General features: G+C 67.3%; 13 protein-coding genes, 1 other RNA gene and 1 riboswitch. Of the genes, 7 read left to right on the forward strand and 7 right to left on the reverse strand.

Going from position 1 to position 12,414, the window contains the following annotated elements; all coding sequences use genetic code 11:
• Positions 1–17 precede the first annotated feature (17 nt).
• From WS68_RS03250 to WS68_RS03260, 3 genes are all read right to left on the reverse strand, one after another.
• Entirely contained in the window at positions 18–857 is an 840-nt protein-coding gene (locus tag WS68_RS03250; protein ID WP_059569409.1) for an ABC transporter ATP-binding protein, read from the reverse strand.
• Complete coding sequence (locus WS68_RS03255; protein WP_059569577.1) at positions 854–1,855, reverse strand: FecCD family ABC transporter permease; 1,002 nt, start codon at positions 1,853–1,855, stop codon at positions 854–856. Before WS68_RS03255 ends, WS68_RS03250 begins: the two co-directional genes overlap by 4 nt.
• Positions 1,856–1,924: 69 nt before the next feature.
• Positions 1,925–3,799, reverse strand: a complete 1,875-nt coding sequence (locus tag WS68_RS03260; RefSeq protein ID WP_059569410.1) for a TonB-dependent receptor plug domain-containing protein — start codon at positions 3,797–3,799, stop codon at positions 1,925–1,927.
• 67 nt (positions 3,800–3,866) lie between these two features.
• Positions 3,867–4,133, reverse strand: a riboswitch (cobalamin riboswitch).
• A 207-nt stretch (positions 4,134–4,340) separates the two neighbouring features.
• Between WS68_RS03260 and WS68_RS03265 the strand changes: the two genes are divergently transcribed.
• The 5 genes from WS68_RS03265 to WS68_RS03285 all read left to right on the forward strand — a co-directional run bounded on the left by WS68_RS03265 (position 4,341) and on the right by WS68_RS03285 (position 6,745).
• Positions 4,341–4,706: a hypothetical protein gene (locus tag WS68_RS03265; RefSeq protein WP_059569411.1), complete on the forward strand. Its 366-nt coding sequence runs from the start codon at positions 4,341–4,343 to the stop codon at positions 4,704–4,706.
• On the forward strand, positions 4,703–5,017 hold the full coding sequence (locus WS68_RS03270) for a cell division protein ZapA (protein WP_059520409.1): 315 nt from the start codon (positions 4,703–4,705) through the stop codon (positions 5,015–5,017). Before WS68_RS03265 ends, WS68_RS03270 begins: the two co-directional genes overlap by 4 nt.
• A 78-nt stretch (positions 5,018–5,095) precedes the next feature.
• Positions 5,096–5,277, forward strand: a non-coding RNA gene (gene ssrS / locus WS68_RS03275) — 6S RNA.
• Positions 5,278–5,352: 75 nt separating this feature from the next.
• Positions 5,353–5,814, forward strand: coding sequence for an EVE domain-containing protein (locus WS68_RS03280; protein WP_059569412.1), 462 nt, complete (start codon positions 5,353–5,355; stop codon positions 5,812–5,814).
• A gap of 196 nt (positions 5,815–6,010) precedes the next feature.
• Positions 6,011–6,745 carry an SIMPL domain-containing protein gene (locus WS68_RS03285; RefSeq protein ID WP_059569578.1) on the forward strand — a complete coding sequence of 245 codons (735 nt, stop codon included), beginning with the start codon at positions 6,011–6,013 and terminating at the stop codon, positions 6,743–6,745.
• Positions 6,746–7,195: 450 nt separating this feature from the next.
• On the opposite strand, the gene lgt is transcribed toward WS68_RS03285, so the two are convergent.
• Both lgt and WS68_RS03295 read right to left on the reverse strand, forming a co-directional pair.
• A complete protein-coding gene (gene lgt, locus WS68_RS03290) occupies positions 7,196–8,083 on the reverse strand; it encodes a prolipoprotein diacylglyceryl transferase (RefSeq protein ID WP_059569413.1) in 888 nt (295 codons plus the stop codon).
• A 77-nt stretch (positions 8,084–8,160) separates the two neighbouring features.
• The gene (locus WS68_RS03295; RefSeq protein WP_059569414.1) at positions 8,161–9,135 is read right to left on the reverse strand and encodes a LysR family transcriptional regulator; all 975 of its coding nucleotides are present in this window, start codon (positions 9,133–9,135) and stop codon (positions 8,161–8,163) included.
• Between the two features lie 166 nt (positions 9,136–9,301).
• On the opposite strand from WS68_RS03295, the gene ilvD reads away from it, so the two are divergent.
• Together ilvD and WS68_RS03305 are read left to right on the forward strand one after the other, a co-directional pair.
• Positions 9,302–10,975 carry a dihydroxy-acid dehydratase gene (gene ilvD / locus WS68_RS03300; RefSeq protein WP_059569415.1) on the forward strand — a complete coding sequence of 558 codons (1,674 nt, stop codon included), beginning with the start codon at positions 9,302–9,304 and terminating at the stop codon, positions 10,973–10,975.
• Positions 10,976–11,215: 240 nt separating this feature from the next.
• Complete coding sequence (locus WS68_RS03305; protein ID WP_059569416.1) at positions 11,216–11,515, forward strand: c-type cytochrome; 300 nt, start codon at positions 11,216–11,218, stop codon at positions 11,513–11,515.
• Between the two features lie 68 nt (positions 11,516–11,583).
• Here the strand turns inward: WS68_RS03305 and WS68_RS03310 are convergent, their stop codons facing one another.
• Both WS68_RS03310 and WS68_RS03315 read right to left on the reverse strand, forming a co-directional pair.
• The gene (locus WS68_RS03310; RefSeq protein ID WP_059569417.1) at positions 11,584–11,976 is read right to left on the reverse strand and encodes a DUF2486 family protein; all 393 of its coding nucleotides are present in this window, start codon (positions 11,974–11,976) and stop codon (positions 11,584–11,586) included.
• Between the two features lie 18 nt (positions 11,977–11,994).
• On the reverse strand, positions 11,995–12,411 hold the full coding sequence (locus WS68_RS03315; protein ID WP_059569579.1) for a DNA polymerase III subunit chi: 417 nt from the start codon (positions 12,409–12,411) through the stop codon (positions 11,995–11,997).
• Positions 12,412–12,414: the final 3 nt, after the last annotated feature.

The raw sequence follows: 12,414 nt of genomic DNA on the forward strand, positions 1-12,414 counted from the left end.
CCGGCCGAAGATCGCGATCAACGCGCGCGGCTCCCGCCGTCGCGCGCATCGGGCCATGCGGGCACCAGCGCCTCGTGGCCATCACGCTCGATCAGCACGAGCGGATAGCCGAATGCGCGGCTCGCGAGCGCGGGCGTCAGCACATCGCGCGCCGGGCCCGCGTGCGCAAGGCCACGGCCGTCGAGCAGCAGCGCATGAGTGGCGAAGCGGCGCGCGAGGTTCAGATCGTGGCACGAGAAAATGACCGTGCGCTCGCCGGCGCGCAGCCAATCGGCAAGCGCGGCGAGGCAATCGATCTGATGATGCAAGTCCAGGTGCGCGAGCGGCTCGTCGAGCAACAACAGCGGCGCATCCTGGCACAGCGCGGCGGCCAGCGCGACGCGCTGCCGCTCGCCGCCCGACAGCGACAGTACGTCGCGCGTCGCGAACGCGGCCAGTCCGAGCCGCTCGAGCGCCGCCCATGCCGCCTCGCGATCGTCCGCGCGCTCCCATCCCCATCCTGTCAGATACGGGAAGCGGCCAAGCAGCACGGTATCGAACACGCTGGCGCTGAAGGCGTCGTGCAGCGTCTGCGCCATCCACGCACGCCGCCGCGCGAGCGCCTGCGGCCGCCATTCGGCGAGCGGCACACCGTCGGCATCGACCACGCCCGACGCGGGCGCCGCGAGCCCCGCGAGCGTCGTCATCAGCGTGGTCTTGCCCGCGCCGTTCGGCCCGGCGATACACCAAAGCTCGCCCGGACGGAACGTATGCGTGAAATCGTCGAGCAGCGTGCGCGCGCCCGCTCTCAGCACGAGGCGTTGCACGCCGTAGCGCGCAGCGTGCGCCCGCCGTGCGTCGATCCGAACGTTCGTCATCGCCCCGCCCTGCGCAACAGCATCCACAGGAACAGCGGCACGCCGATCAGCGCGGTCATCACGCCGACCGGCAGCTGCGCGGGCGCGATCGCCGTGCGCGCGAGCAGATCGGCGGCCATCACGCCCGCGCCGCCCGCGAGCATCGCCGCGGGCAACAGCATCCGTTGATCGTTGCCGAACGCAAGCCGCAACGCATGCGGCACGACGAGGCCGACAAAGCCGATCGTGCCCGCCGTCGTGACGGCCGCGGCGGCCGCGAGCGAAGCGATCAGATAAACCCGCAGCCGCAGCCGCTCGACCGGCACGCCGAGCGCGGCGGCGGCCGCGTCGCCGCGCAACAGCACGTTCAGTTGCGGCGCGGCCGGCAGTGCGGCAAGCGCGGCCACCGCGAGCGCGGCGAGCGCGAACCCCGGCGACGCCGCGCCGCCCAGATCGCCCGACAGCCAAAACAGGATGCCGCGCAGCCGCTCTTGCGGCGCGATCGACAGCAACAGCGTGATGAGCGCGAACCATCCGGCGGAAATCACAACGCCCGTGAGCAGCAGGCGCGGCGATGCGTCGCGCGGCTCGCCGCGCCACAGCTCCCGGCGCGCGAGCCCGAGCACGAACACGATCGACACCAGCGCGCCCGCGAACGACGCCGCATCGACGAGCCACCACGCGCCGCCCGCGATCATCGCGACGAGCGCGAACGCAGCCGCGCCGCCCGACACGCCGAGCACATACGGCTCGGCAAGCGGATTGCGCAGCAGCACTTGCAGCAGCGCGCCCGCGAGCGCGAGCAGCGCGCCGCAGCCGAAGCCCGCGAGCGCGCGCGGCAGCCTCAGCGTGCGGACGATGTCGGCCGCGAGCGGCGCATCGCCCGCGCGATGTGCGAGGGCCGCGAGCGCATCGGCGGGCGTCATCGGCACGCTGCCGAGCGTCAGCGACGCGACGAACACCGCGCCGGCGGCAGCCGCGAGCGCCGCCCAAATCGCCGCCGCGCGCCCCGCGCGCATGCCGGCGCCGCGCACGCCGCCCTTTCCGGCCGACGATGCCATCAAGCCGCCTCCCGCGCGCCGCACCCTTCAGCGCTGCTGCCAGCCGAGCGTGACATAGGCGCCGCGGCGCGGCGTGTTGTACGCATACGCAAGCTCATAGTCCTTGTCGAGCAGATTGTCGATGCGCGCGCTCACGTACCACGATTTCGTGATGTCGTAGCGCGCGGACACATTCACGATTCCATAGCCGCCGAGCCGGCTGCCGAAATCGGTGCGCGACCCGCTGACCAGCCACTCGCCGCCGACCCGCCAGCCGCCCATCGTGCGATGCGCGGCAAACGACGCGAAGCGCCGCGCGCGCCGGTTCAGATCCTGATGGGCGATTTCGTCGACCGGATTCTGCACCGTCGCCGAAATCCGCACGTCGGTCTTGCCGACCCGCCCCTGCCACGAGCCTTCGACGCCCTGCACCTTGGCGCGGCCGACGTTCTGCGCAACATAGAAAAACCCGCTCGCACCCGGCCGGTAATCGATCAAGTTCGTGTAGCGGGTCTGGAACGCGGTAACTCGCACGACGCCGATCGCCTCCGACGCGTACTGCACGGCGGCGTCGACCGAGTGGCTGCGCTCGGGCTGGATCGACAGATTACCCGAGTTGGGAAAGTACAGATCGTTGAAGCTGGGCGCGCGAAACGCGTCCGAGTAGCTCGCCGTCACCTTCCAGTGCTCGGTGACGTCCAATCCATAACCGAAATAGTAGCTGTTCGCGCCGCCGAAATCGGAATACTGATCGCGCCGCAAGTTCGCCTGGAACTGGCTCGAGCCGAGGCGGCCGGTATAGCCGAGCCAGCCGGAATTCACGTGGCGCGTGGGCGCCGCGTAGCTGTTCGAGTCGAACGACTGGTCGAGCCGCTCGTAGCCGGCCTGCAATTGGTGGCCGCGCGCGAGCGCGAAGTCGTTCTGCCAGGTGTACTGACGGTTGTCGGTGTTGAAGTGGTCGGTGTACGCGCCATTCAACGCCGACTGGTTGCGATCCTTGCCGCTCGACACGTTGACGTGCGTCGTCCACCAGCCGGTGATTCTGCCGTTCGCGAATGCCGAAATCTGCTGCACCCGGCTGTACAGATCGTTCAGATCGGTGGGCTTGCCGTATGCGTTGTCATAGCTGTTCCGGCCTGCGGTGTCGAAGTACGTGACGCCCGCGTCCCAGCCGCCGCCGAACCGATGCTTGAGCGATGCCGACACGCTCTCGCTCAGGTTGCCGTTCGCGTTCGAATTCGCCTGCGGCTTGCGCGCGGAATCGATCGACGAAAAGCCGCCGGTCTTCGCGCGCGCAAGCGACACGCTGAACGTCGTCCTGCCGTCCTGATCGAGCCGCCCCGACACGCCCGCGCTCTGCGTCTGCGTGTGATAGCTGCCGTAGCCCGCGGAGAAATCGAAGCGCGGCGGGTGATCGCCGCCGCGCTTCGTGAACACTTGCACGACACCGCCGATCGCGCCGGACCCATACAGCGACGATACGTTGCCGTTCACGACCTCGACCCGCTCGATCTGATCGAGCGGAATCCGGCCGATCTGCGCCTGCCCGAGGCTCGCCGAATCGACTCGCACGCCGTCGATCAGCACGAGCGATTGGGTCGGCTGCGCACCGCGCAGAAAAAGGCTCGCGCTCGCGCCCGGGCCGCCGTTGCGCACGATCTGCGCGCCCGGCGCGAGCGCGAGCAGGCCGGGCAGATCGGTCGCGCCGCTGTCGGCGATGTCCTGCGCATCGAAGCGGCTGGTTTGAGGAATGGCATCGGCAAGCTTCTGCGGACCGCGCTGCGCGGTGACGACGATCGGCTCGAGCTGCATGCCGGCGACGCCGGCGGCAGGCGCGGACGGCGCCGCGCCGGTTTGCGCGAACGACGCGCAAGGCAATCCGGACAAGGCGACGAGCGCCGCGCGGACGAATGAGGTTGGCATCGAGACGAAAATCCTGTGGCGCTACGGCGCCTGCTTCCCCGCGGGCGCCGCGTCATGAAGGCGGCCAAGCCGCCTCCCCGCCTCGGCCGGTATCCGGGCTGCGAAATCGCCGCCTCGCCTTCCCGCGCAATGCGCAGTGGCTTGCCGCGCACCGGCGGCCGGTCGATCACGACCAGCCGCCGGTGCGCGAAGAGGACGGCTTGCATCGAATGCGATGCGCTTCGCTTACCGTTGCGGGGGCAGCGCAGGTTGGCTCGATCCTGGCGGACCTCACACCCTGCTTCCCGTTTAACCGCGCGTGAAACGCGCGAGCACCGAGGCGGCGCCAGTTTAGGAGCGCGGCCGGCCGCGCGTCAAGAATGGCGGCGGCGCGCGGCGCGCGCGCATCGCGCGTGAGGCGGCACGCGAAAACATGCGCCGGCGCCGATGCCCGTCCGATAGTTCGCGGTGAGAAGCGTAGGTGTTACGTCTGGAAACGTTACAGATATCGGAATAACGGGTATTCCGCGCTAAAATGCTGGGTCTTTAGAGGACGCAGCAGATGCTCAACGAACTCGAAACCCTATCTCAAAACATTGGCCGTTTGATCGCGCTCAATCAGCGCTATCAAACGGAACGGCTCGCGCTCGAGGAGCAAGTCGCGCAATTGCGAACGGAAATGGACACACTGCGCACCGATCTCGCGCAGTTGCGTGACGAGCGCAATGCGCTCGCGGCGGAGCGCGATTCGCTGTCGGCGAAAATCGACGACGCGCAAGTCAAGCTCAACGCGATCCTCGAAAAATTGCCGCGCACGAAAAGCGTGCCGGATACGGAAAACCAGCTTGATCTGCTCGCTGCGCAGGCGAACGACGAAAGCCCGCGTGAAGGTGACGATGGCACGGCGAGCCACGGAGAACACGCATGAGCACGAAGCAGATCGAAGTCTCGATTCTCGGCCAGACATATCGGCTCGCCTGCTCGCCGGAAACGGAAGCGGCACTGCTCGAAGCCGTCGCGCGTGTCGATACCGAAATGTCGAACATCCGCGCGAACAGTTCGGTGCGCGGCACCGATCGCATCGCGGTGATGGCCGCGCTGTCGCTCGCATCGGAACTGCTGCGGCTGCAACAAAGCGTGCGTCACGGTGAAGCGTTCCCCGCGGAAGAAATCCGGCGTACAATGCGCCAAATGAATGAACAGCTCGGTGCGGTGCTCACACAGCACGAGCTGCAGTAAGTTAAAACAGTCGATTCGTTTCACCCGGTTCGGGCCATGCTTAGCCTTCCTGCCAAAGTGATTCGAACCGTTTAGTCAGCTTCCCTGCCTGGTTCGCCAAGGTCATATATTCCTTGAACCAATGCCATGTGCACGGTTGCGGAAATTTGTAGCACGGGCGCGCGCGTCACTCTGTCTGATGTACCCGAAGTGCTGCTAACTGCGACCAATTCTGAACCTCAGGTTCAGGATGCCGGCCTAGCGGCCAAGGCGGGGGCCTATTCCACGGCATCGGGTTCGTCCCGGTGCCGTTTCCTTATCCGCAGCCTTTTCATTGCGTCGATTCGATCCGATCCATGCGCTATTGGCTGATGAAATCCGAACCGGACGAGGCGAGCATCGACGATCTCGCCGCCGCACCCGGACAAACGTTGCCGTGGACCGGCGTGCGCAACTATCAAGCGCGCAACTTCATGCGCGACGCGATGCAGATTGGCGACGGCGTGCTGTTCTACCATTCGAGCTGCCCGGAGCCCGGCATCGCGGGGCTCGCCGAAGTGTGCTCGACGCCCTACCCCGATCCCACGCAGTTCGATCCGCAAAGTCCGTACCACGATCCGAAGGCGATGCCCGACACGCCGCGCTGGGTGCTCGTCGACGTGCGCTTCGTGAAGAAGACGCCGCTCATCGCGCTTGGCACATTGCGCGAACATGACGCGCTCGCCGGCATGCGCGTGCTCGCAAAGGGCAACCGGCTGTCGATCACGCCCGTCACGCCGGACGAATGGCGCTTCATCACGAAGCGGCTGATGAAGTAATCCGGCATCGGCCGTCAAACAATGTCAGATGCACGCGCGGCAGCCGGAACCTCGCAACGCTTTCATCTGCCTAACGGGCGCGCAACGGATGCGGCGCCCACTATGCTTGTATCCGTTGCTCGATCATTCAACGCGGCTCGCATCCGCGCCCCGCACGCCGAACGATGCGTGCGCGTTCTCGCTCAAGGAGTCAACAATGACGAAAAAATCCGCTCTGACTGCCGCCGTCGCCCTCGCGGCGGCGCTGCCCATCGCTATCGCGCTTGCGCCGTCCGCTGCGCGCGCGCAAAGCATTGGCGTGATGCCGCCGCCGTCGGGCGTGCTGTCGCTGTCCGCGCAAGCAAGCGCCGACGTTCCGCAGGACATTATCGACATTACACTGTTCTACGAACAGCAAGCGAAAGATCCCGGCAACCTGACCAGCGAGCTCAACAAGCGCGCGGATTCGGCGCTCGCGCAGGCGCGCGGCGTCGCGGGCGTGACAGCGCACACGGGCCAGTTTTCGGTATCGCCGAGCTTCGATCGCGACGGCAAGATTTCGGCATGGCGCGGGCGCACCGAGGTCGTGCTCGAATCGCGCGATTTCTCCGCTGCGTCGAAGCTCGCGGGCCAACTGAGTTCGATCATGCAGATCGGCAACGTGTCGTTCTCGCTGTCGCCGGACGCGCAGCGCGCGACCGAGCAGAAGCTCACGGCCGAAGCGATCAAGGCATTCCGCGCACGCGCCGAGGAAGCGACGAAGGCGTTCGGCTATAGCAGCTATTCAATCCGTGACGTGAACGTCGGCGGCGGCCACAGCGTGCAGCCGTTCCAGCCGAAGATGATGGCAATGGCTGCCGCGCCTGTCGGGGCAGACGCCGCGCCGATCGCGGTCGAAGGCGGCAAGGCGACCGTGACCGTCAACGTGAACGGCTCGGTGCAGATGAAGTGACGAAATCATCGCCGGCAGCGGCGTGTCGCAGCGCCGCCCGCCGCCGATAATCGCCAGACAAAACGCCGGCCGCGAGCCGGCGTTTTTGATGTGCGCCGCGCTCAGTTGCGCGGCGCCCGTTTTGCTTCGGTCCATGCATGCGGGCGACGCAAACGGCCTCGAATAGGAATGGCGCACCTTTGTTGCATCACACGCATCGCCGTTGCGGCGCGCGCCGAATTGCGAAATGCGCCACACCGGCCTCACGCGACGCCCAAGCCCGCGCGCGAGCGCATCCACCGCACCGGCCACCCGATCGCGCCACGCGCCGCGCTGCGCGCGACGCCAATCTCCGGCACGCATCGCCCGTGCCGGCCACACGGGTCGCGGCATCCGCCAAGCCGGCATGCCGGCGACGCCGCTTTTCATTCGATCGATGCGTGGCGGCCACGCGGCGCGATGCGCGAACGCTCAAGCCGTTTTCACCCCGCCGCGCCGGTATGCCCAAACCATCATCAGCACGCCGGCAACGATCATCGGCAGCGACAGCCACTGCCCCATCGACAACCCAAACGTCAGCAGCCCGAGAAAGTCGTCCGGCTCGCGCGCGAACTCGACCGTGAAACGCGCGAGCCCGTAGCCGATCAGGAACAGCGCCGACACCGCGCCCATCGGCCGGGGCTTGCGCGAGAAGAACCACAGCACGATAAAAAGCGCGATGCCTTCGAGCGCGATTTCATAAAGCTGCGACGGATGGCGCGGCAGCATCTGATGCGCGAGGAACACCTCGTTGAGATCCCACTTCGCGGCAATATCCTGATGCGCGGCAAGCCACGCGGCATCGTCGCGGGCCGCGCCCGGAAACAGCATCGCCCAAGGCGCGTCGGGGCTGGTCACGCGCCCCCACAGCTCGCCGTTGATGAAGTTGCCGAGCCGCCCGGTCGCGAGGCCCGTCGGCACCATCGGCGCGACGAAATCGGTCACCTGCAGCCAGTGGCGCTTGCGCTGCCACGCGAACAGCGCCATCGCGAGCGTCACGCCGAGAAAGCCGCCGTGAAACGACATGCCCCCTTCCCACACCTTGAAGATATCGAGCGGGTGCGACAGGTAGAAGCCCGCCTTGTAGAACAGCACGTAGCCGAGCCGGCCGCCCAACACGACGCCGAGCACGCCGTAGAACATCATGTCGTCGATGTCCTTCGCGCTCCAGCCTTGCGCGGCGACGTGCGGCAGCTTCAGCCGCACACGGCCGATGACGATCGCCGCGATGAAGCCGACGAGGTACATGAGCCCATACCAGCGCACGGCGAGCGGGCCGATGTGGATCGCGACGGGATCGAAATTCGGATGAATGATCATGGATTAGCGTTGAAGGTTTGAATCGAAGCGGCGCTCGCGCCGCGAAACGCGTTTCGACGGACGCGCCGCGCGAACGTTCACGGCCGCGCGCGCTGGCGCGGCGCCGCGCCGGCTTCCTCGCCCGCGTGCGCGCCGCAGGCATGGGCGCGCACGACGTCGATGAAGCCCGAGAGCACCGGGCTCACGTCGGCCGTGCGCCACACGAGCCCCGTTTCGACGACGGGCGCCGCCGTATCGGCAAGCGGCCGGTAGACGACGCCCGTGCGCCGCAGGTTGCGCAGCGATTGCGGCACGAGCGCGACGCCCAAACCCGCGGACACGAGGCTCACGATCGTCTGCATCTGGATCGCTTCCTGGCCGATACGTGGTGCAACGCCCGCCGCGCCGTAGCAGCCCGTAATGATGTCATAAAAGCCGGGCGCCAGACGGCGGGGAAAGATCACGAGCGGCAGCGACGCGATGTCCGCGATCCGCACCGGCGCGTCGGCGGCGACGCCGCGCGCGGCAAACGCAGCGGCCGCATCGGCCGACATCGCGACGACGAGCGGCTCGCGCAGCACCGGCAGATACGACAGCGACGCCGCGTGACGCGGCGGCACGGGCGCAATCACGAGCCCCGCGTCGATCCGGCCGGCCGCCAGTTCGTCGAGTTGCACGTCGCTCGTCGCCTCGGTCAACTGCAGGCGCACGTGCGGATGGCGCGTGCCGAACTCGCGCAACAACCGCGGCAGCAGCCCGTAATCGGCCGTCGAGACGAACGCGAGCGCGAGCGAGCCCGATTCGCCGCGCGCCAGGCGCTGCGCGAGCGGCGGCAGCGCGTCGGCGGCGGCAAGCAGCCGCCGCACGTCGGGCAGCAGCGCGGCGCCCACCGCGGTCAGCTCGACCGAGCGCTTCGTGCGCGCGAACAGCGCGACGCCGAGCGCGTCCTCGAGCGCGCGAACCGCCTGCGACAGCGGCGGCTGCGTCATCGCCAGGCGCGCCGCCGCCCGCCCGAAATGCCGCTCGTCGGCCACGGTCACGAAATAGCGCCACTGGCGCAGATCCGGGGTCACATCGGGTTCCTCGTTCGACTCGTCATTGATATGTCTTTCGACCTAATAGACGACGAATAATATATTGGACATTCTTGAACGGAAACTGCATTCTTGCCCACCTGAGCCGGCCTGCGCCCATGCAGCGCGCCGCCCCGCAATCAACCAGCCGATGGATGGAGTCCCCATGTCGTACAACCGCCGCTCGAAGAACATCACGCAGGGCGTGGCCCGCTCGCCGAACCGCTCGATGTATTACGCGCTCGGCTACCAGCAGGAAGATTTCGACAAGCCGATGATCGGCATCGCCAACGGCCACTCGACGATCACGCCGTGCAACGCGGGCCTGCAGCGCCTGTCGGACGCGGCCGTCGAGGCCGTCGAGCACGCCGGCGCGAATCCGCAGATCTTCGGCACGCCAACCATTTCGGACGGCATGTCGATGGGCACCGAAGGGATGAAGTATTCGCTCGTGTCGCGCGAAGTGATCGCCGACTGCATCGAGACCTGCGTGCAGGGCCAATGGATGGACGGCGTGGTGGTCGTCGGCGGCTGCGACAAGAACATGCCGGGTGGAATGATCGCGCTCGCGCGCCTGAACGTGCCGGGCATTTATGTGTACGGCGGCACGATCCGCCCCGGCCGCTGGAAGGGCCGCGATCTGACGATCGTGTCGTCGTTCGAGGCGGTCGGCGAATTCACAGCCGGGCGGATGACGCAGGAGGATTTCGAAGGGGTCGAAAAGAACGCGTGCCCGACCACGGGCTCGTGCGGCGGCATGTACACCGCGAACACGATGAGTTCGTCGTTCGAGGCGCTTGGCATGTCGCTGCTGTATTCGTCGACGATGGCCAACCCGGATCAGGAGAAGGTCGACTCGGCGGCCGAATCGGCGCGCGTGCTCGTCGAAGCCGTGAAGCGCGACCTGAAGCCGCGCGACATCATCACGAAGCAATCGATCGAGAATGCGGTGTCGGTCATCATGGCCACGGGCGGCTCGACGAACGCGGTGCTGCATTACCTCGCGATCGCGCACGCGGCCGAGATCGACTGGTCGATCGACGATTTCGAACGGATTCGCAAGCGCGTGCCGGTGATTTGCGATCTGAAGCCGTCGGGCCAGTACGTCGCGACCGATCTGCACGCGGCGGGCGGCATCCCGCAGGTGATGAAGATCCTGCTCGACGCGGGCCTCTTGCACGGCGATTGCATGACGATCACCGGCCGCACGCTCGCCGACGAACTGAAGGACGTGCCGAGCACGCCGCGCGCCGACCAGAAGGTGATCTACCCGATCGACCAAGCGCTGTACAAGGAAGGCCATCTCGCGATCCTGAAGGGCAATCTCGCGGAAAACGGCGCGGTCGCGAAGATCACCGGCCTGAAAAATCCGGTCATCACCGGCCCCGCGCGCGTATTCGACGACGAGCAAAGCGCATTGCAGGCGATCCTCGACGATAAGATCAACGCGGGTGACGTGGTCGTGCTGCGTTATCTCGGCCCGCAAGGCGGCCCCGGCATGCCCGAGATGCTCGCGCCGACGTCCGCGATCATCGGCAAGGGGCTGGGGGAATCGGTCGGCCTCATCACCGATGGCCGCTTCTCGGGCGGCACGTGGGGAATGGTGGTGGGCCACGTCGCGCCGGAGGCGTTCGTGGGCGGCACGATCGCGCTGGTGCAGGAAGGCGACTCGATCACGATCGACGCGCACAAGCTGCTTCTGCAGCTCAACATCGACGACGCCGAGCTTGCGCGCCGCCGCGCCGCATGGAAGCAGCCTGCGCCGCGTTACACGCGCGGAGTGCTCGCCAAGTACGCGGCGCTCGCCCGCCCTGCGGACCAGGGCGCGGTCACTGGCTAACGCCCGGCATCGGGCGGCAGCCGCGCCGGGTGGCGATCCGGCGCGGCTGCCGTGCGCGCATGTGTGCGTATGTGCACGTAGCGACAAAAAACCACAAGATCGCCGGCGGGCGCCACCTGTGCGGGCGCCCTTTGCTTTTATAATGCGCGCAACGCCAAACCGGACACCGCACCGGCGGAGACCAGCATGAACCGAATGACCTGGTGCGCGGTGCGTATTCGCACGGCGTGCCTGCGCGTGATGATCGTTTCGTTGACGGCCGCGAGCACAAGCTTGCATGCGCAGCCAGCCGACGGACTGTCGCTCGCGCAACGCAAGAACTGCATGGCATGCCATGCGACCGACAATACGCTGATGGGCCCATCGTTCCGCGCAATCGCCGACAAGTACGCCGCGCGCGGCGACGCCGTCAGCTATCTCGCGCAAACCATCGTGAAAGGCAGCGTCGGAGTCTGGGGCAACGTGCCGATGCCCGCGAACACGCAATTGACGAATGCCGAAGCGAGCACGCTCGCGCACTGGATTCTGTCGCGCAAATAAGGCCGCACCCAGCACCCGCAGCGCCTGCCGGCGCGACGCACCGAAAACGCAGCGGCGCGTCCGCAGCGCTATTTCGAGCCTTGCGAGCCGCCGCTCGAATCCGCTTGGCGATGGTGCGCCAGCGCCGCATCGATTTCTCGCGCCGCCCACCCTGCAATCTCGGTTTCGAGCGTACGCGAGACCTCGTCCGCGATCTGGCCGGCGAGCCGCGCAGTATGCGCTTGCAGCGCGTCGCGGCAACGTGCTTCGACGAGTTCGCGCCCGTCGCCCGCCAGATATGCGTGCAACCGGTCCCGCAGCCGCTCGGCGATGCGCTGCGCATCGGCGCTCGCCGCAGGCGGCTGCCGTGACGCGCCGGCGGCAGGCGGCCGCGCAAGCGCCGGATTGCCCGGCACGAGCACGTCGCTCAGAACGGGAATCGGCGCTTCGCCGGCTGGATCGACTTCGTTCGCTTCGGACACGCTGTTCTCCGTCCGGGCTCACGCCCCCTGCTTGTAATTGTTGAGCGCGTAGCCGCGATCGCGATAGAAACGATAACGCTCGCGCCCCGCCGTCAGCTCGTCGGGCGCATTGCCGACCACTTCGAGCAGGCGCTCGAAGCGCGCGAACTGCGCGGGCACATCGTCGCCCAGATTCAGCAGAATGCCGTGATGCGGTGCGCGCTCGAGATCCGCGGTCAGCACGATCGGCGTGGCGGCCGCGTGCGGACTGTCGAGCGCGCAGTGCGGAATGAAGTCGAGCGGCGAAAACGTCCAGAGCCGCTCGTCGAGCGTGCGCAGCCGCGCGGGCGAAGCGCGCACGACGACCGGCTGCCCCGCCTGATACGCCTTGCGCAGCAGCCGGCAAGCGTAGGCGAGCGAGTCGCCGACGTTCGTGTGGAAATCGATCCGCGTCATCGC

Origin of the sequence: Burkholderia sp. TSV86 (assembly GCF_001522865.1) — a bacterium.
Taxonomy (GTDB): domain Bacteria; phylum Pseudomonadota; class Gammaproteobacteria; order Burkholderiales; family Burkholderiaceae; genus Burkholderia.